Here is an 18,947-nt window from a genome sequence, read left to right on the forward strand (position 1 = left end):
CTGCTTGCCCGGCAGCCGGTTTCGCGCTCTCTTGACTCGACGCTGTCGGGGCCCCGGCCGACCCTGACCGGTATGACAACCAGGTCTCGCACCGAGTTGGGTGCGCTCGGGGAACAACTGGCCGTCGACCATCTGATCGGTCACGGGTGGGCCATCCTGGCCCGCAACTGGCGCTGCCGCCACGGCGAACTGGACGTGATCGCCGTAGACCCGGGCACGGGCGCCGTGGTGTTCGTCGAGGTGAAGACCCGCAGCGGTGACGGTTTCGGCGGGCTGGAGTACGCGGTGGGACCGCAGAAGGTGCGCCGCCTGCGCCGGCTGGCCGGTGCGTGGCTGGTCGGCCAGCGATCGCACTGGGATGAGGTCCGTCTCGACGTGATCAGGGTGCGGATCGGGCGCCACAGCACCCCGGAGATCACCCATCTGCAGGGGGTGGGCTGAGAAATGACACTGGGCCGGGCGTTCTCGGTCGCGGTGCGCGGCCTCGACGGCTTGATCGTGGAGATCGAAGCCGACATCACCTCGGGCCTGCCCGGGGTGCATCTGGTGGGGTTGCCGGATGCCGCACTTCAGGAGTCGCGGGATCGTGTGCGCGCGGCGATCACCAACAGTGGGCAGCGTTGGCCCGCGGCCCGGCTGACCCTGGCGCTGTCGCCGGCGACGCTGCCGAAGATGGGTTCGGTCTACGACCTGGCGCTGGCCGCCGCGGTGCTCTGTGCGGACCAGCAGGCACCGTGGTTCCGGCTGGAGAAGACCGTGCTGCTCGGGGAGCTCGCACTCGACGGGCGGGTGCGGCCGGTCCACGGGGTGCTGCCCGCGGTGTTGGCCGCCAAGAAGGGCGGGTGGGCCGCCGCGGTGGTCCCCGTGGACAACCTTGCCGAAGCCAGCCTGGTGGACGGCATCGACGTCTACGGCGTGGCCACACTGGGCCAGTTCCACGGTTGGCTGGAGGGGGCGGCACGGCTTGCGGGCCGGGTGACCACGGCGGCTCCGACGGCCGAGCCCATCGCGGATCTGGCCGAGGTGGTCGGTCAGGCCCAGGCCCGCTTCGCCGTCGAGGTGGCTGCCGCCGGATCCCATCACCTGATGCTGACCGGGCCGCCCGGAATCGGCAAAACCATGCTGGCCCAACGCCTTCCCGGACTGCTGCCGGCGCTCACCGAAAGCGAATCCCTGGAGGTCACCGCAATCCATTCGGTGGCGGGTCTGCTGTCGGGCAGCGCACCGCTGATCACCCGGCCGCCCTTCATCGCGCCCCATCACAGCTCGAGCGTCGCGGCGCTGGTCGGCGGCGGCTCCGGCATGGCCCGGCCCGGTGCGGTGAGCCGCGCCCACCGGGGCGTGCTGTTCCTCGATGAGTGCGCCGAGATCCGGGTCAGCGCGCTGGAGGCGCTGCGCACACCGCTGGAAGACGGCGAGATCAGGCTGGCGCGGCGCGACGGGGTGGCCTGCTATCCGGCCCGTTTCCAGCTGGTCATGGCCGCCAACCCCTGCCCGTGCGCGCCGGCTGACCCCAGGGACTGCACCTGCAGATCCTTGGAGAAGCGCCGCTACCTCGGCCGGCTGTCCGGTCCGCTGCTGGACCGAGTGGACTTGAGGGTCCAGATGCATCCGGTGCGTGCTGGTGCGTTCTCGGCGGCGGACGGGGAGTCGACCGCTGCGGTGCGCAGTCGGGTGGCGCAGGCCCGCGCCGCTGCGGCCCAACGGTGGTCACCGCATGGTTTCCACACCAATGCCGAGGTCAGCGGGGCGTTGCTGCGCCGCAGGTTTCGGCTCAGCGCCACGGCAATGGCTCCGTTGCGCACTGCCCTCGACCGCGGCCTGCTGTCGATCCGGGGTGCCAACCGCGCACTGCGGGTCGCCTGGACACTCAGCGATCTGGCCGGGCGGACGTCACCGGGACGAGACGAGGTCTCCGCGGCCCTGAGCTTCCGCCAGGGGGGTGCGGGCCGATGAGTGCGGCAGACGCCACCACGAAGCAGGCGTGGGCCTACCTGTCGCGGGTTGCCGAGCCGCCGCGCGCGGCGCTGGCCGCGCTGGTCGACCGGGTCGGCCCGGTGGAAGCGGCAGAGCGGATTCGGTGTGGTGCGGTCGACCCGCAGTTGGCTCGCCACACCGAGGCTCGGCGTGAGATCGACGTGGCCGCTGACGATCTGGCGCTCCTCGACCGTCACGGCGGGCGCCTGGTCACTCCCGACGACGACGAGTGGCCGGTGCTGGCCTTCGCCGGTTTCTCCGGCGCCGGCGCGGTGGACAAACCGGATTTCCGGCCACCGCTCGCGCTCTGGGCGGTGGGCCCGGCACGCCTCGACGAAGTCGCCGAGCGGGCCACCGCCATCGTCGGAACCCGAGCCGCGACCTCCTACGGCGAGTTGGTGGCCGCGGATCTGGCCGCCGGACTGACCGAACGCGACGTGGCGGTGGTCTCCGGCGGCGCCTACGGAATCGACGGCACGGCGCACCGTGCAGCACTGGCCGCTGACGGCATCACCCTGGCGGTATTGGCCGGGGGCATCGACATCCCCTACCCGGCAGGCCATTCCGTGCTGCTGCATCGCATCAGCTCCAGCGGACTGCTGGTCACCGAGTACCCGCCCGGGGAACGGCCCGCCCGCCATCGGTTCCTCACCCGCAACCGGCTGGTGGCGGCGCTGGCAGGGGTGACGGTGGTGGTGGAGGCGGGACTGCGCAGCGGTGCGGCAAACACCGCCGCGTGGGCCCGGCTTTTGGGCCGGCCGGTGGCCGCGGTCCCCGGTCCGGTCACCAGCTCGGCATCGGTGGGCTGCCATGTGCTGCTGCGCGGCGGCGCCGAGTTGGTCACCCGGGTCGACGAAGTGATCGAGCTGGTGGGTCGAGTCGGGGAACTGGCCGACGATCCGCCGCGGCCGGTCACTGTGCTGGACGAGCTCAGCGTCGCTGAACGGCAGGTCTACGAAGCGCTGCCTGGGCGCGGTGTGGTCAGTGTCGATCAGATCGCGGTGGCCTCCGGGCTGGCGCCGGCGCAGGTGCTCGGGCCACTGGCCATGCTGGAGGTCGCCGGCCTGGTGGTGCGGCGGGATGGATGCTGGGGAATAGTTCGGCTCAAGCGGTAGCTCGTATAGTCGGCTGGGGCAAGGCGAAGAGGGGAGACAGCGTGGCGGGACGACCGGTTCACACCTTCGAGGTTGTCCGCACCGAGCAGCCCTCGGCGCACATGATTCGAGTGGTATTGGGCGGCAAGGGTTTCGACACTTTCAAGCCCATCGATTTCACCGATTCATACGTCAAGGTGATCTTTGTGCGCTATGACGTCGATGTCGCGTCGCTGCCGCAGCCCTTGACCCAGGACAGCTTCACATCCCTTCCCGACGAGCAGCGGCCGGTGATCCGCACCCTGACGGTGCGGCGCGCCGATCCGCAGGCCCGGGAGATCGCCATCGACGTCTCCGTACACGGTGAGCACGGCGTCGTCGGCCCGTGGGCGGCCGGCGCGAAGCCCGGCGATCCGGTTTACCTGATGGGGCCCTCGGGTGCCTACGCCCCCCATCCCGACGCCGACTGGCATCTGCTGGCCGGCGACGAGAGCGCGCTGCCGGCGATCTCGGCCGCCCTGGAGGCCCTGCCGGCCGGGGCCGTGGGCAAGGCGTTCATCGAAGTCGCCGGGCCCGACGACGAGATCCCACTCCAAGCCCCCGACGGGATCGAACTGAACTGGCTGCACCGCGGGGGACGTGCGGACCTGGTGGGCCAGGAGCGGGCCGGGGACAACGCACCACTGATCGAGGCGGTCACCACCGCCGCGTGGCTGTCGGGCCAGGTTCAGGTCTTCATCCACGGCGAAGCCCAGGCGGTCATGCACAATCTGCGGCCCTACATCCGCAAGGAACGTGGTGTCGACGCCAAGTGGGCGTCGATCTCGGGATACTGGCGGCGCGGGCGCACCGAAGAGACCTTCCGGCAGTGGAAGAAGGAACTCGCCGCCAGAGAAGCGACGGAGAACGCCGCGGCGGCTGACGAGAAAACGGGCTGAAGCCATGGCATTCGGGGATTACCAGTTCGAGATCTACCTGCAGGGCCTGGCCGGGGTGCTGCCCGCGTTCCCGATGACGTATGCGGAGTTGGAGGCCAAAGCCGCCGCGGCGCTTTCCCCGTCGGTGTGGTCCTATGTGGCCGGCGGCGCCGGTGACGAGCGCACCCAACGCGCCAACGTCACCGCATTCGACGGCTGGGGCCTGATCCCGCGGATGTTCGTCGGAGCCGCCGAGCGGGACCTGTCGATCGAGATGTTCGGGATGCGGCTGGCGTCGCCGGTGTTCATGGCGCCCATCGGGGTCATCGGGATCTGCGCCCAGGACGGACACGGCGACTTGGCCAGTGCGCGGGCGGCGGCGGCCACCGGAGTTCCGATGATGGTCTCCACCCTCACCGCCGACCCGCTCGAAGATGTCGCTGCCGAATTCGGTGACACGCCAGGATTTTTCCAGCTCTACACCCCCAAAGACCGGGAGCTGGCCGCGAGCCTGGTGAGCCGCGCGGAGGCGGCCGGCTACAAGGCGATCGTGGTCACCCTTGACACCTGGGTTCCGGGCTGGCGTCCCCGCGACCTGGCCACCTCGAACTTCCCGCAACTGCGCGGGCACTGCCTGTCCAACTATTGGTCCGACCCGGTGTTCCGGGCCGGGCTGGCTCAACCGCCCGAGGAGAATCCGCAGGCCGCCATACTGGCCTGGATCCAGACCTTCGGTAACCCGCTGACCTGGGACGATCTTCCGTGGCTGCGGTCGCTGACCGACCTGCCGTTGATCGTGAAAGGTATCTGCCACCCCGACGACGTGCGGCGTGCCCGCGACGGCGGTGTCGACGGCATCTACTGCTCCACGCACGGCGGTCGTCAGGCCAACGGCGGACTGCCGGCGCTGGACTGCCTGCCGGACGTGGTGGCAGCCGCCGACGGCATGCCGGTGCTGTTCGACTCGGGCATCCGCACCGGCGCCGACATCATCAAGGCCCTGGCGCTGGGGGCCACCGCGGTGGGTATCGGACGGCCCTATGCCTACGGCCTGGCCCTGGGCGGCACCGCCGGAATCGTGCACGTGCTGCGCTCGCTGCTGGCCGAAGCCGACCTGATCATGGCCGTCGACGGCTATCCGTCACGGCTTGATCTCACCCCGGAAACGCTGCGGCGGGTCACCTGAGCGATATCGGGCAACATCTGAGACCGTGGACGGTGTGGAAGCGATTCTCGACGAGTTCGACGAGTACCTCGCTTTGGAGCGGGGCCGTTCCGACCACACCCGGCGCGCCTACCTCGGCGACCTGCGATCGTTGTTCGGCTTCCTCGCCGAGCAGGGGCATACCGGTATCGAAGGGCTGAGCCTTCCGCTGCTGCGCAGCTGGCTGGCCGCGCAGGCCAACGCCGGCGCCGCGCGCAGCACCCTGGCTCGCCGCACATCGACGGTCAAGACCTTCACCGCCTGGGCGGCGCGGCGGGGCCTGTTGGCATCGGATCCCGGGGCGCGCCTGCAGCTGCCCAAGGCGCGCCGGACGCTGCCGGCGGTGCTGCGCCGCGACCAGGCGCAAGAAGCGATGGATGCGGCGAAATCCGGTGCCCAGCAAGATGATCCGCTGGCCTTGCGCGACAGACTGATCGCCGAGCTGCTCTATGCCACTGCGGTGCGGGTCAGCGAACTGTGTGGGCTCGACATCGACGACGTCGACGGTTCTCGGCGGGTGCTGCGCGTGGTGGGCAAGGGCAACAAGCAGCGCACGGTGCCCTTCGGGGAGCCCGCCGCCGAGGCGCTGCAGGCATGGCTCAGCCGGGGCAGGCCGTCGCTGGCGACGCTGGAGTCCGGCCCCGCGCTGCTGCTCGGCGCCCGCGGCGGGCGACTCGACCCGCGTCAGGCCCGCACCGTGGTGCACCAGACCGTCGCCGCGGTCGGGGGAGCACCGGACATGGGGCCGCACGGGCTGCGTCACACCGCGGCCACGCACCTGTTGGAGGGCGGGGCTGACCTGCGGATAGTGCAGGAGTTGCTCGGTCACTCCAGCCTGGCCACCACTCAGCTCTACACCCACGTCACCGTCGCCCGGCTTCGCGCCGTGCACGACCAGGCCCACCCACGGGCATGACGGTGCGATCGACTCTCGAGCTGCCGTCCGGACCGGTCTCCTACCTCGACTTTCGTCCCGACAATGCGGTCGGCACCGTGGTCCTGCTGCACGGCGGCGGCATCGACAATGCCGAGTTGTCCTGGGGAGAGGTCGGACCACGCTTGGCAGACGGCGGCTTTCGGGTCGTCGCTCCCGACCATCCCGGCTGCGGTCAGAGCCCGATGCCCGCCTGGCGGGTCACCCAACAGCGTCTGGTTGCCTACGTGGGGGAGTTGGTCAACGCGCTCGGACTGGATCGCTACGCCATCGGGGGACTGTCGCTGGGCGGCGCACTGGCGATCGGGCACGTGCTGGACCGGCCTGAACGTGTCTGTGCGGCAATACTGTTGGACAGCTACGGGCTGATGCCGCGGCTGGCAGGCGGCAGGCATCTGCCGGCGTGGGCGATGCAACGCACCGGCGTCCTGGACCTCGCCACCCGCTGGATGACCCAGAACCGCGCCGCGCTGACCTGGAGCCTCACCTCGTTGATCCGCGATCCGGCGCAACGCACCCCCGAGCTGATCGCGGGGATTCTTTCCGCCGCAAAACATCCCGGGTTCGCCGCCTTCGAGCAATGGCAGCGCGACGAGCTGCTCTGGAACGGGCTGAGAACCGACTACACGCCGCGGCTGGCGTCCTTCCCACGGCCGGCGCTGATCATCCACGGCGACCGGGACGCCGGCGTGCCCGTTGCCCGTGCCCGTGCGGCTGCCGCGCTGTTTCCGCACGCCGAGTTGAAAGTCGTTGCCGGTGCCGGGCACTGGGTCCAGCGTGACCAGCCTGACGTCGTCATCGCCGCCATGCTGGATTTCCTGCGGCGACTGCCACGCCAGTAGCGCGCGAACACCGGTTTGAGCCGGATGGGCGTCGAGGCCAGCAATCCCAACGGATCGACATAGTCGGCGTGCGCGGCCGGTCCCCACATCGCGCCCCAGTGCAGGCAGGCCGAACAGCCCGGATGACCGGGCTCCAGCACGCCGATCACCGCCCCCGCGGTCACCAGCTGACCGGCCCGCACCGTCGCCGACACCGGCTGGTAGCTGGTGCGCAACCCGCCGCGATGAGCCAGTGACACCACCGGTTGCCCGCCGGAACGTCCGGCGAACACCACCGTGCCTGCACCTGCGGCATACACCGGCTGGCCCGGGTCCCCGGCCAGGTCCACCCCGCGGTGACCGCGCTGCCAATCCGGGCGAGGGGCGTCGAACCGCCGCATCACCGCCGGGCGCGGCCGCAGCGGCCAATCCAGCCGAACCGAGTCGCCATACGCCGGTGCCGCCAGCAATACGCCTCCGACCAGCACCAACGCCACCCATCGCACACGCCCAGTTCACCCCGCCGGGCCCGAATCGGGCCAGTCACCGCTGTGGACAAAGCACCTGCTCGGACCGTGTAAACTCATTTGCGCAGTTCGCACATGCGGGCTGACTTCGCGTGTCTGCAATACAACCGGATGCCGGGTGGTCCCCAACAGGGGTCCGACATCTCAGCAGACACCAGGGCCCGGCCTCACCCGTCGCCGGGCGACAACCGACAAAAAAGGAACCATGCACTCATGGCTGTCGTAACCATGAAGCAGCTGCTGGACAGCGGCGCTCACTTCGGGCATCAGACCCGTCGTTGGAATCCCAAGATGAAGCGGTTCATCTTCACCGACCGCAACGGCATCTACATCATCGACCTGCAGCAGACGCTGACCTTCATCGACAAGGCGTACGAATTCGTCAAGGAAACCGTCGCCCACGGCGGATCCATCATGTTCGTCGGCACCAAGAAGCAGGCGCAGGAGTCGGTCGCGGCCGAGGCCACCCGGGTCGGTATGCCGTATGTCAACCAGCGCTGGCTGGGCGGCATGCTCACCAACTTCTCCACCGTGCACAAGCGTCTGCAGCGCCTCAAGGAACTCGAGGCCATGGAGCAGACCGGCGGTTTCGAGGGGCGCACCAAGAAGGAAATCTTGATGCTGACCCGCGAGAAGAACAAGCTGGAGCGCAGCCTCGGCGGTATCCGCGACATGGCCAAGGTGCCGTCGGCTGTCTGGGTCGTCGACACCAACAAGGAGCACATCGCCGTCGGCGAGGCCCGCAAGCTGGGCATCCCGGTCATCGCGATCCTGGACACCAACTGCGACCCCGACCTGGTCGACTACCCGATCCCGGGCAATGACGACGCGATCCGCTCGGCGGCGCTGCTGACCAAGGTCATCGCCTCCGCGGTGGCTGAGGGGCTGCAGGCCCGGGCAGGTCAGGGCAACGGCGAGGGCAAGGCTGCGGCCGAAGCGGTTGAGCCGCTGGCCGAGTGGGAGCAGGAGCTGCTGGCGGGCGCCACCACCTCTGCACCCGACGCCGAAGCCGGCGCCGAAACCACCACCGACGCATCGTAGGAAAGGCACACACAGTGGCGAACTACACCGCTGCCGACGTTAAGCGGCTTCGGGAGCTCACCGGCTCAGGCATGATGGACTGCAAGAACGCGCTGGCCGAGAGCGACGGCGACTTCGACAAGGCCGTCGAGGTGCTGCGTATCAAGGGCGCCAAGGACGTCGGCAAGCGCGCTGAGCGTGCGACCGCCGAAGGTCTGGTCGCGGCCAAGGACGGCGCGCTGATCGAGCTGAACTCCGAGACCGACTTCGTCGCCAAGAACGACGAGTTCAAGGCTCTCGCCGACGAGGTCGTCACCGCCGCCGCGGCGGCCAAGACCTCCGATGTCGAGGAGCTCAAGAGCGCCAAGATCGGTGACCGCACCGTCGGTGAGGCCATCGAAGCGCTGTCGGCCAAGATCGGCGAGAAGCTCGAACTGCGCCGGGTCGCCTACTTCGACGGCACCGTGGAGACCTACCTGCACAAGCGGGCCTCCGACCTGCCGCCGGCCGTGGGCGTGCTGGTCGAGTACACGGGTTCTAACACCGACGCCGCCCACGCGGTGGCGCTGCAGATCGCCGCGCTCAAGGCCAAGTACCTGAGCCGCGACGACGTACCCGCCGACCTGGTGGCCAACGAGCGCCGCATCGCCGAAGAGACGGCCAAGGAGGAGGGCAAGCCCGAGGCTGCCCTGCCCAAGATCGTCGAAGGCCGGGTGACCGGCTTCTTCAAGGACGTGGTGCTGCTGGACCAGGCGTCGGTCTCCGACTCGAAGAAGAGCGTTAAGGCGCTGCTCGACGAGGCCGGCGTGACCGTGACCCGCTTCGTGCGGTTCGAGGTCGGACAGGCCTGATCTCCTTCACACGAAACTCACCGCCAGCGCCCCGCACGTGGGCCTGGCGGTGATTTTCGTTTGGGCCCGGCAGCCCCGGCAGGTTCGTGGGCTAAGGTCACCGGAATGCAACATGTGCACGCCTTCGGCGACGATGCCCTCGGTGACTCCGACGCGGTGGGCCTGGTGGAGCGGCTTCGAGCGGGCGAGGTGTCGCCCATCGAGCTGGTCGACGCCGCGATCGCCCGCGCCGAAGCGGTCAACCCACAGCTGAACGCCCTGGCCTACCGGGCGTTCGACCGCGCGCGGGAGAACGCCCGGCGCGGTGCCGGCGCCGGCCAATCGGGGTATTTCCAGGGTGTCCCGACGTTCGTCAAGGACAACGTCGATGTCGCCGGGATGCCGACGATGCAGGGCACCGACGCCTGGCAGCCACATCCGGCCGCGGCCGACGGAGCCTTCGCCAAGCTGTACCTGAACACCGGGCTGATTCCGCTGGGCAAGAGCCAGCTGAGCGAGTTCGGATTCAGCGCTTCGGCCGAGCATCCGCGCATCGGTGCGGTGCGCAACCCGTGGAACACCGACTACACCGCGGCCGCCTCGTCGTCGGGGTCGGCGGCATTCGTGGCTGCCGGGGCGGTACCGATCGCGCACGCCAATGACGGCGGCGGGTCCATCCGCATCCCCGCGGCCTGCAACGGACTGGTCGGGCTCAAGCCGTCCCGGGGCCGGTTGCCGCTGGACAGGGACATGGGTGCCATGCCGGTACGGATCGTCTACAACGGCGTGGTCACCCGCTCGGTGCGCGACACCGCCGCCTTCTACGCAGAGGCCGAACGGATCTGGCGCAATAGCAAGCTGCCGCCGATCGGCGACATCCGGGCACCGGGCGCCCAGCGCCTGCGGGTCGCGGTGACCGCCCAGTCGATCTCCCGCGAAACGTCCGCGGAAGTGCGTGAGCTGACGCTGAAAACGGCGGCGCTGCTCGAGGAGTTGGGGCATCACGTCGAATATCTCGACCGGCCACCGGTACCGGCGCAATTCGCCGACGACTTCCTGCTCTACTGGGCGTTTTTGGCGACGGCTTTGGTCAAGGGAGGACGGCGGATGTTCGGCCCCACCTTCGATCGCTCCCGGCTGGACAACCTGACCATCGGGCTGGACCGTCATGCCACCCGCCACCTCTACCGCCTGCCGCTCGCGATCGCCCGGCTGGCGTCCGTGCGCCGACGGCACACCGCACCGCTGTACAGCGACTACGACGTCGTGCTCACCCCGACGCTGGCCCACGAGACGCCCAAGGTCGGTCACCTGACCCCCACGGCCAGCTACGAGCAGGTCATCGACCGGCTGATGGACTGGGTGACGTTCACTCCGCTGCAGAATGTCACCGGGGAACCGGCGATCTCACTGCCGCTGGCCGAGTCGGCCGCCGGGCTGCCGGTGGGCATGATGTTCACCGCCCCCATCGGCCAGGACGCCCGGCTGCTGGAGTTGGCCTACGAACTGGAGGCCGCCAAGCCCTGGCCCACGATCGCGGCTCGGGCCTAGCGGCGATCGCGAGCGCGGCGGAGCCGGGCGAAGCGGGTCGCCGCCATGAACCTAGCGGCGATCGCGAGCGCGGCGGAGTCGGGCGAAGCGGGTCGCCGCCATCAACCTAGATCGCGAGCGGCGAGCGCGCGGGTCACTCCGCGCCGATCCGTTCCAACATCTGCCGAAGCCGGTGCTGCTCGGCCGCGCTCAGCGCAGCCAGCACCCGACCGTCGGCGATGCGCACCGCATCTTCGGCCTGCTTCAGCAGATCCCGACCGGCGTCAGTCAGGTTCGCCGGCAGGGCACGCCCGGACGGTACCGAATCCGGACGGCTGACCGCGCCGCGATTCTCCAGCCGGTGCAGCACGGTGTTCATGGCCTGCGGCGTGACGCCGGTGTGGCGAGCCAGTTCGGCACTGGACAGCCCGGGACGCAGCGAAAGCACCCGCATGCAGACGAATTCGGGCAACGTCAGCCCCAGCGGCCCGAGTACCGCGGCCACCTGCGGGCGCAGCGCCGAGCTGACCCGGTACAGCAGATAGCCCAGCGGAGCAACGTCCACGTCATCCATATCAAATATCCTGACATACAAGATCTCTGCTGCTGAAACCGCTACAGATCGTTTCCCGCGTAGGACAGGTTGAAGCTCTTATTCGTCAACGGGAAGTCCGGGACGATGGTGTCGGCCATCGACACCGGCAGTGCGGGCCAGTTGAACCAGGACGGATCCACGATCTTCGCGCGGCCGATGGTGCCGTCGGCGCGAAGCTCCACCCGGTGCACAATGCTGCCGCGCCACCCCTCGACTATGCCGACCCCGCTGCACCGGCCAGTCGCCACCGGAACGGTCTCCTGAATGGCTATCGGGCCGTGGTGATTGTCGATCAGGTTGCGGCACAACGCCACCGATGCGGCGAACTCGTCGCGGCGAACGGTGTAGCGGGCCAATACGTCGCCGGCGCTCGCCGCCACCTCGGTCACCGCAAGCTCGGTGGTCGGGTGGTCGACGCGGGCGTCGGTACGGATACCGCTGGCCCGAGCCACGTAGCCCAGCGTGCCCATCGCCACGGCGTCGTCGCGGTGCAACACCGAGGTGCCGGCGAACCGGTCATAGATCACCGAATTGCCCAACGTCAGCTCGGCGATCTCGGCGATGTCGTCAGCCAGCTCCTGCAGCCGGTCCGGGTCCGGAAGTTCTTGCAGCACGACGCCTCCGGGGCTGATCGCCCCACGCAACAGCCGGTGTCCGGTCACCTGCGCGTTGATACGCAACACAAGCTCGCGGACGCGCTGAGCGTGTGCGTTGGCCAGGCCGAAGCCGACATCGTTGGCCAGGGCGCCCAGATCGGCGGCGTGGTTGTAGAGGCGCTCGAGCTCGACGAGCAAGGCTCGCAGCCGGTGTGCCGAATCGGACAGTTCGACACCGAGAGCGTCCTCGACGGCCAGACTGTGTGCGAGCGCGTGACCGGCGGAGGTGTCGCCACTGATCCGTTCGGCCAGATCCACTGCCGCACAGGCGTCCCGGCCCTGAAAGAGTCGCTCGATCCCACGGTGCACGAACCACAGTCGCGCCTTGAGGCGCAACACCGATTCACCGACGACCGAGAACCGGAAGTGGCCCGGTTCGATCAGCCCGGCGTGTACCGGGCCGACCGGGATCTCGTAGACCCCGGCGCCGTCCACGGTCAGGAAGGGAAAGTGGTCCGCCGCGGTGAAGTCGCCGGGCGACCCGGCATCGTTGCGCATCGGGTGCCAATCCTGTGGCCAATGCGCATGCCGCACCAGGCGGCGCGGCTGCGGATGATCGACCGGGGTGATTCCGTACAGATCGAGCATCTCCCGCTCGAATCGGCCGGCCTGAAAGGACAACCGGGCCAACGACGGGATCGCCGGCTGGTCCGCCGGAATCGTCAGAGTCAACTCGGTACGGCGGTCCGGGCGACCGGCGAGAAACAGATACACCACCCGCAGGGTGTCGTCGTCATCGTGAGCGGCCACCAGGGCGAGCCGGAAGCCCTCGTCGAACAGGGCCGTGGCTGTGGGAATCAGCTCATCGCCGGTGACCCGACGGGTGATCGTGTTCATCAGCGGACTCCGAGTTGGCTTGCGGCGCCGGCGAACAAGTCGGTCAGAGGGCCCGCGGTCACCCCGAGGGCAAGCGAGAGCAGCACCCCGGCCACCAACGCGCCGGCAACGGTCACCGGCACCCGGATCACCGGACTGCCGGCTTCTGGAGTGCCCAGCAGCATCCGGCCGGAATTGCGCAGCAGGGCGGCAAAAGCCACCACCAGCGCCACCAGCGCCAGGCCGAGAGCCCAGGCGAGACGAGCGTCGGCCAGTGCGATCGCGATCGACACCTCGCTGGCGAACATCGCGAACGGCGGCAGACCGAGCAGGACCACCATCCCGGCCGCGAACGCGCCGCCGACCAACCGCGACCTACCGAACACCGCGGTGATATCACCGATCGCCGTGGTGCCGTGGGCGGCCTGTAACTGCCCGCCGGCTAAGAACAGCACCGTCTTGCCCACGCCGTGCGCCAGCACGTGCAGCAGCAGCGCGGTGATCGCCAGCTGGGTGCCCGCTGCGGCGGCGACCGCGATCAGGCCCATCGTCTCCATCGACGAATAGGCCAGCATCCGTTTGAGATCGCTCGTGACGGTGAGCAGCAATGCGGCGATCAGCAACGTCACCAGACCGGCGGCCAGCAGTGCGGTGCGCAGGAACGCCGGGCCCACCGCGGTATCGATGATCGGCTTGATCCGGATCAGCACCGAGAACGCCACGGACAGCAGCACCCCGCTCATCAACGCCGAAACCGGAGCGGGGGCCTGGCTGTGCGCATCGGCGAGCCAGGTGTGAAACGGCGCCAGACCCATCTTGGCGCCGTAGCCGATCAGCAGCAGTGCGCCCGCCAATCGGGTCACCGCCGGGTCGAGCCCACCGGCATGGGCGAGAAGCACGTCGAGGTCCAGCGCGTCCTCGGCGCTCGCCCCGGCATGCAGCGCGGCGAAATGCAGCAGCACAGTGCCCAAAAACGCGATGGTGATCCCCACCGAACACACCATGACGTACTTCCAGGTGGCCTCCAGGGCGGCCCGGCTGCGGCGATGCCCGACCAGAAAGGCGGTGACCACCGTGGTGGCCTCGACGGCGATCCACACCACGCCGATGTTGTTGGCCGACACCGCCAGAGCCATCGCCGCCAAGAACGCCGGTGTCAGGACGGCGTACAACCGCGCGCCGCGTTCATCGGTGTGCCTACCGGCCAATTCGGCGTCGATGTAGCCGATGCTCGCCCAGGTGGCCAGGCTGCCGACCACCCCGATGACGATCAGCATCGTCGCCGACAGCGCATCGGCCCGCAGCAGGCCGTTCAGCACCAGGTGCGCCCCGTCGTCGACCCTGACGGCCAGGGCCACACCGCATCCGAGGATCGTCAACGCCGACATCACCGTGAGCGCGGCGCTCAACCGGCGCCAGCCCAGCGCCACCGAGCACAGCGCGGCCAACACCGGTGCCAGCAGCGGAAGCCCAATCATCCAGGTCATCAGTCGCGCAACTCCCGCAGCAGGTCCAGGTCCACCCCGCCAAAGGCCTTGCGCAGCTGTCCGGTCAGCACACCGAGAACGATCAGCACGAACAGGACATCGAGCGATGCGCCGAGCTCGACGATCAGGGGGACACCGGCGGTCAGCAGGAACGCGGTCGCGGCGATTCCGTTGTCCAGCATCAGCAGCCCGACGGTCTGCGAGATGGCGTGGCGTCGGGTCGCCATGATGAACAGCGCGATCAACACGGTCGCGACGGCGGCCGGGGCGGCGTTCGTCGAGGTACTGGGCGCCAGCGCGATCACCGGTTGGGTGATGGTGAATGCCGCGACCACCAGCGCGGTGGCCATCAGCAGGGAAGCGGTCGTGCTGACCAGGGGAGCGGACTCACGCCGTTCTTGGCGTTCGGCGCCCAACGCCCGGTGCAGCAGCCACGGCAGCAACACCGCCCGTACCGCCAGCACGCCGAGGCCCACCAAGAGCAGTGCTCGATCATGTTCGTGCACACCGCGAATCAGTGGGATGGCGGCCAGCGCCACGCCTTGGGCGACGAGCAGTCGGCGTACCACCACCGACAGGTCCCGGTGCCAGACCGCCAGCACCGCCGCCAGCAGTACACCGCCGGCGGCCAAGTCCAGCATGTTGACGAAGTCGATCAACGCCTCGTTCATCCGGCCGCTCCCGTGAAGAAGTTCGCCGCCGTGACGGCCAGCAACGCCAAGACGAAGGACCCGGCGAGCAGTTCAGGCACCCGGAACAGTCGGAGTTTGGCGAGGAAAACCTCCACGGCGGCCATCACCGCGGCCAGCACGGCCACTTTGAGCGCGATCGCGCCGGCACCGACGACCACATCGAGCGCACCGGGGTTCGTGCCCGCAATGCCCCACGGGAAGAACAGGTTTGCCAGCAGCGCCAGCAGCACGGTCAGCCGCATGCCACTGGCCCATTCGACCAAGGCCAGTTTGGGGCCGGCGTATTCGAGCACCATGGCCTCGTGCACCATGGTCAATTCGAGGTGGGTGGACGGGTTGTCCACCGGCAGCCGGCCGGTCTCGGCGACGATCACGATCACCAGCGCGACGAACGCCAACGCGCTGGCCAAGGAGATCACCTGGCCCGGATGCGCATTGGTGTAGTCGACGATGGCGCCCAGGTTGGCTGAATTCGCCGGGATCGAGCATGCGAACACCGCGACCAGAATGGTGGGTTCCACCAGCGCCGCAATGGTGATCTCGCGGCTGGCGCCCATTCCGCCAAAGGCCGTTGCGGTGTCGATGCCGGCCAAGGTCAACGCCACGGTTCCCAAAAACAGCAGGCCCACAACGGTAATCAGGTCGGCGATCGGGTCCAGCGGCGAGCCGGTCGCCACCAGGGGCGCGGTGGCGGCGATCACCAGCGTGGTGGCGGCCAGCGCAGCCGGCGCCGCGGCGAACACCCAGGTGGTGCCGAGCGGCTTGAGGTTCTGCTTGCCCAGCAGCTTGCGGATGTCACGCCACGGTTGCCAGATCCCGGCTCCGGTGCGGCCCTCGGCGCGGGCCCGGACCTGGCGCATCAGGCCGATCACCAGTGGGGCGCCGATGATGACGCCGGCGACCTGCACGAAGCCGGCCAGGTAGGTCAGTGCGTTCATCGCGCCACCAACATGGCGATCAGCACTCCCACCGCGCCGTAGGCCAGGTAGAGGTGCACGCTGCCGGTGTGGGCGCGGCGCACCAGTTGCGCTGCCGCGGCGACGCCCGTCAGCAGCGGGGCATACCAGCGGTCTTCGACCACGTCGGCCACCCGCGCCCGGTAGGCGATGCGTTCCACGTAGTAGCTCGACGGGGCCTGGCGGGTCACTTCTACCGCGGTGTCGGTGTGCAGCACATCGTCGAAGACCTGTTGTAGCGGCTGGGCGAACGACGTTGCGGTGTATTGCATGCGGGGGCTCAGTTCGTCGGCGCCGCAGGCCCACAGCGGCACGGTGGCGGTGCTCGGGCGCTGCCGTGCCCGCCAGCGGGAACCGACCAGCACCACCACCACGGCGGCGGCCAGACTCGCGGCCAGCAGGGCGGGGGACATGGACGCGTCCAGCCCGGGAAGGCGCAGGTAGGTTCCGAGCTCCGGGGCCGGTCCCGACACCGGCAGGGTGTCGAGCACCCGGTGCAACAGCGGGCCGACGGTGCCCGGCGCGACGGCCAGCACCAGGCAGGCGAGGGCGGCCAGCGTCATCCCGGCGAGCATCGTGGTGGGGGCTTCCCGGGCTGCCGCAGCGGCCCCCGAACGGGGGCGGGCCAAAAACCCGATTCCGAACGCCTTGACCATGGCGGCCACTCCCAGGCCGGCGGTCAGTGCGACAGCACCCACCGCCAGTGGAGTCACCAGGGTGATCGTGACGTCGTGGTCGGCCCCGGCATGCATCAGCGACTGGATCAGCAGCCACTCGCTGACGAAACCCGCTCCCAACGGCAGGCCGGCGGCGCCGAGCGCGGCCACCCCGAACAGTGCTGTGGTGCCCGGCATTCGGCGCGCCAGTCCGCCGAGCCGGTCCAGGTCGCGCAAGCCGGTGGCGGCCAGCACCGAGCCGGCGGACAAGAAGCCGAGGCTCTTGAACGCACTGTGGGCGAGCAGGTGCAGCAGCGCCGCGGCCGCGGCAACGGCCGCGGCACCGCGCGATCCCGCACCGGACATTAGGGCCGCCGCACCCAGGGCCAGGGTGATCAGCCCGATGTTCTCCGTCGTCGAATACGCAAGCAGCCGTTTGAGGTCGGTTGCCACCGACGCCTGCAGCACGCCGTAGAGCGCCGATGCGCCACCGGCGATCAGCAGCGTCAGGCCCCACCACCGCGGTCCGGGCCCGAGCAGTTGCAGGTCGACGCGGATGATCCCGTAGACGCCGAGGTTGACCATGGCGGCACTGAGCAGCGCCGACACCGGGCTGGGCGCCTCCGGGTGCGCCCGGGGCAGCCACGCGTGCAGGGGGAGCAGTCCGGCTTTGGAGCCGAACCCGATCAGGGTCAACACGAATACGGTGTGGCGCACGCGATCGGGCAGCGTGCCCATCCCGCCGAAGTCGTCGCCGGCGTGGGCCGCCAGCACGACCATTCCCAACAGCAGTGAGACGAAGCCCAACTGGGTCATCACGGCGTAGATCAGCGCGGCCGAACGCACTTCGCTGCGCTGCTGATCGGTGAGCACCAACACCAGCGACGTCAGCGCCATCAGTTCCCAGGCGAGCAGGAACGTCGTCACCGAGCCGGCCGCCGGAACGGTCAGCAGACTGGCGACGAACAGGGGCAACGTCAGCAGCGGCACAGCGCCGTAGCGCTCGTGGCGTGCATAGCCGATCCAGTACAGGCCGGCGGCCACGGCCACCGCACCGGTCAGCGCCATGAAGAAGCCGCCGAGCGCATCGACGCGCAGCTGCACACCCAGCAGCGGGACCAGCCAGTCCAGGCGAATCGGGGGCAGACTGCCGAACATGCCGGTCAGGCCGATGCCGATTCCGGCCGCACCGATGCCGGCCGTGGCGGTGCCGCTGAGGACCGCGGGCAGCGCTTGTGTGTCGGCGGATGAAGCCGTCGGCGTGCTCACCGGCCGGTCACCGACCGCAGTGCGGCGAGGATCTGCTCGGGCGTCGGCGGACATCCGGGGATTTCGACGTCGACCGGAACCACTTCGCCGACCGACCCCACGGTCGCGTAGGACTGCGCGAACACCCCGCGGTTGAGGGCGCAGTCCCCGCACGCGATGACCTTGCGTGGTTGCGGGGTGGCCTCCAGGGTGTTGCGCAGGGGCTCGGCCATATTGCGGGTGACCACCCCGGTGACCAGCAGGGCGTCGGCATGACGGGGCGAGGCGACGAGCCGTGCGCCGAATCGCTCGGCGTCGTACACCGGGCTGAAGGCGCCGGCGATCTCGATCTCGCAGCCGTTGCACGAGCCGGCGTCGACGTGGCGGATCTGCAACGATCCGGCCACGCCGCCCGGCGGGTCGGTTGCGGCCGGTGGGCGGGCGCCGGCCGGCTCGGTGACCCGGCCCAGTGCACGGATTCTGCCGAGCCAGCTCATTGCCCGGTCCGCAGGTCATCGAGGATGGCGACCTGCTCGTTGAGCATTCCGGTCAGCGCCTTGCGCGCCACCGCGAGCAGTTCGGTGATCACCGGCGAGGCGGTGGAGTAGATCACCGCATTACCGTCCTTGGTCGCTGTCACCATTCCGGCTCGGCGCAGTACGCCCAACTGCTGGGACAGATTCGATGCCTCCAGCCCGATCTCGGGGAGCAGCTCACTGACGGTGTGGTCGCGTTCGGCGAGTAACTCCAGGATCCGGATCCGGGCGGGATGCGCGAGGGTCTTGAAGAACTCCGCTTTCACCTGATGCAGCGAGTTCGGCACAGCGCAGACTATAGCAACGAACTTATCAATTGAAAAATTCTTCATATGTTGTGATAGTTGAGTGCAATGCCACGACCCCGGACTCTGTTTGACCGTTCCGGTAGGGCAGGATGAGAATGCCGTCGCGGAGGATTCCCGCGATGGCGCTGTCATATGCGCACAGC

Annotated in this window: 18 protein-coding genes and 1 pseudogene; 10 read left to right on the plus strand and 9 right to left on the minus strand. The window is 69.2% G+C overall.

Annotated features, from left to right (window positions below):
• Window positions 1-72 precede the first annotated feature (72 nt).
• The 7 genes from AWC18_RS02060 to AWC18_RS02090 are packed head-to-tail and all read left to right on the plus strand — an operon-like array spanning window position 73 to window position 6,968.
• Window positions 73-441, plus strand: coding sequence for a YraN family protein (locus AWC18_RS02060; protein ID WP_085137343.1), 369 nt, complete (start codon window positions 73-75; stop codon window positions 439-441).
• A 3-nt stretch (window positions 442-444) separates the two neighbouring features.
• The gene (locus AWC18_RS02065; RefSeq protein WP_085137346.1) at window positions 445-1,956 is read left to right on the plus strand and encodes a YifB family Mg chelatase-like AAA ATPase; all 1,512 of its coding nucleotides are present in this window, start codon (window positions 445-447) and stop codon (window positions 1,954-1,956) included.
• Window positions 1,953-3,092, plus strand: coding sequence for a DNA-processing protein DprA (dprA, locus tag AWC18_RS02070; RefSeq protein WP_085137348.1), 1,140 nt, complete (start codon window positions 1,953-1,955; stop codon window positions 3,090-3,092). Before AWC18_RS02065 ends, dprA begins: the two co-directional genes overlap by 4 nt.
• 41 nt (window positions 3,093-3,133) lie before the next feature.
• Window positions 3,134-4,009, plus strand: coding sequence for a siderophore-interacting protein (locus AWC18_RS02075; protein WP_085137350.1), 876 nt, complete (start codon window positions 3,134-3,136; stop codon window positions 4,007-4,009).
• A 4-nt stretch (window positions 4,010-4,013) separates the two neighbouring features.
• Entirely contained in the window at window positions 4,014-5,174 is a 1,161-nt protein-coding gene (locus AWC18_RS02080) for an alpha-hydroxy-acid oxidizing protein (protein WP_064999020.1), read from the plus strand.
• A gap of 34 nt (window positions 5,175-5,208) precedes the next feature.
• Complete coding sequence (locus AWC18_RS02085) at window positions 5,209-6,108, plus strand: tyrosine recombinase XerC (RefSeq protein ID WP_064999043.1); 900 nt, start codon at window positions 5,209-5,211, stop codon at window positions 6,106-6,108.
• Window positions 6,105-6,968 (plus strand): alpha/beta fold hydrolase, encoded by an 864-nt coding sequence (locus AWC18_RS02090; RefSeq protein ID WP_064999019.1) that lies wholly within the window; start codon window positions 6,105-6,107, stop codon window positions 6,966-6,968. Before AWC18_RS02085 ends, AWC18_RS02090 begins: the two co-directional genes overlap by 4 nt.
• A gap of 8 nt (window positions 6,969-6,976) precedes the next feature.
• Here the strand turns inward: AWC18_RS02090 and AWC18_RS02095 are convergent.
• A pseudogene (locus AWC18_RS02095) lies at window positions 6,977-7,453 on the minus strand (M23 family metallopeptidase); the annotation flags it as partial.
• A gap of 234 nt (window positions 7,454-7,687) precedes the next feature.
• Between AWC18_RS02095 and rpsB the strand changes: the two are divergent.
• The 3 genes from rpsB (at window position 7,688) to AWC18_RS02110 (ending at window position 10,875) form a co-directional block, all read left to right on the plus strand.
• Complete coding sequence (gene rpsB / locus AWC18_RS02100) at window positions 7,688-8,515, plus strand: 30S ribosomal protein S2 (protein WP_047318602.1); 828 nt, start codon at window positions 7,688-7,690, stop codon at window positions 8,513-8,515.
• Between the two features lie 14 nt (window positions 8,516-8,529).
• Window positions 8,530-9,345: a translation elongation factor Ts gene (tsf, locus tag AWC18_RS02105; protein WP_064999016.1), complete on the plus strand. Its 816-nt coding sequence runs from the start codon at window positions 8,530-8,532 to the stop codon at window positions 9,343-9,345.
• Window positions 9,346-9,450: 105 nt separating this feature from the next.
• Window positions 9,451-10,875: an amidase gene (locus AWC18_RS02110; protein ID WP_076048714.1), complete on the plus strand. Its 1,425-nt coding sequence runs from the start codon at window positions 9,451-9,453 to the stop codon at window positions 10,873-10,875.
• 133 nt (window positions 10,876-11,008) lie between these two features.
• Here the strand turns inward: AWC18_RS02110 and AWC18_RS02115 are convergent, their stop codons facing one another.
• Genes AWC18_RS02115 through AWC18_RS02150 form a run of 8 tightly spaced genes read right to left on the minus strand, consistent with a single transcriptional unit; the run spans window position 11,009 to window position 18,783 of the window.
• A complete protein-coding gene (locus tag AWC18_RS02115) occupies window positions 11,009-11,428 on the minus strand; it encodes a MarR family winged helix-turn-helix transcriptional regulator (protein WP_085137352.1) in 420 nt (139 codons plus the stop codon).
• Between the two features lie 41 nt (window positions 11,429-11,469).
• The gene (locus AWC18_RS02120) at window positions 11,470-12,942 is read right to left on the minus strand and encodes a hydrogenase large subunit (RefSeq protein WP_064999013.1); all 1,473 of its coding nucleotides are present in this window, start codon (window positions 12,940-12,942) and stop codon (window positions 11,470-11,472) included.
• Window positions 12,942-14,408: a proton-conducting transporter transmembrane domain-containing protein gene (locus tag AWC18_RS02125; protein ID WP_085137354.1), complete on the minus strand. Its 1,467-nt coding sequence runs from the start codon at window positions 14,406-14,408 to the stop codon at window positions 12,942-12,944. The genes AWC18_RS02120 and AWC18_RS02125 overlap by 1 nt, the downstream gene beginning before the upstream one ends.
• Window positions 14,408-15,079, minus strand: coding sequence for a hypothetical protein (locus AWC18_RS02130; protein WP_085137356.1), 672 nt, complete (start codon window positions 15,077-15,079; stop codon window positions 14,408-14,410). The genes AWC18_RS02125 and AWC18_RS02130 overlap by 1 nt, the downstream gene beginning before the upstream one ends.
• Complete coding sequence (locus AWC18_RS02135) at window positions 15,076-16,029, minus strand: respiratory chain complex I subunit 1 family protein (protein WP_109470443.1); 954 nt, start codon at window positions 16,027-16,029, stop codon at window positions 15,076-15,078. The genes AWC18_RS02130 and AWC18_RS02135 overlap by 4 nt, the downstream gene beginning before the upstream one ends.
• Before the next feature lie 5 nt (window positions 16,030-16,034).
• Complete coding sequence (locus tag AWC18_RS02140) at window positions 16,035-17,981, minus strand: proton-conducting transporter transmembrane domain-containing protein (protein ID WP_420093295.1); 1,947 nt, start codon at window positions 17,979-17,981, stop codon at window positions 16,035-16,037.
• Complete coding sequence (locus tag AWC18_RS02145) at window positions 17,978-18,457, minus strand: NADH-quinone oxidoreductase subunit B family protein (protein WP_064999009.1); 480 nt, start codon at window positions 18,455-18,457, stop codon at window positions 17,978-17,980. The genes AWC18_RS02140 and AWC18_RS02145 overlap by 4 nt, the downstream gene beginning before the upstream one ends.
• Entirely contained in the window at window positions 18,454-18,783 is a 330-nt protein-coding gene (locus AWC18_RS02150) for an ArsR/SmtB family transcription factor (RefSeq protein ID WP_109470440.1), read from the minus strand. Before AWC18_RS02150 ends, AWC18_RS02145 begins: the two co-directional genes overlap by 4 nt.
• Between the last annotated feature and the right edge of the window lie 164 nt (window positions 18,784-18,947).

The organism is Mycolicibacter nonchromogenicus, assembly GCF_002101775.1.
In the GTDB taxonomy this organism is placed as follows: domain Bacteria; phylum Actinomycetota; class Actinomycetes; order Mycobacteriales; family Mycobacteriaceae; genus Mycobacterium; species Mycobacterium nonchromogenicum.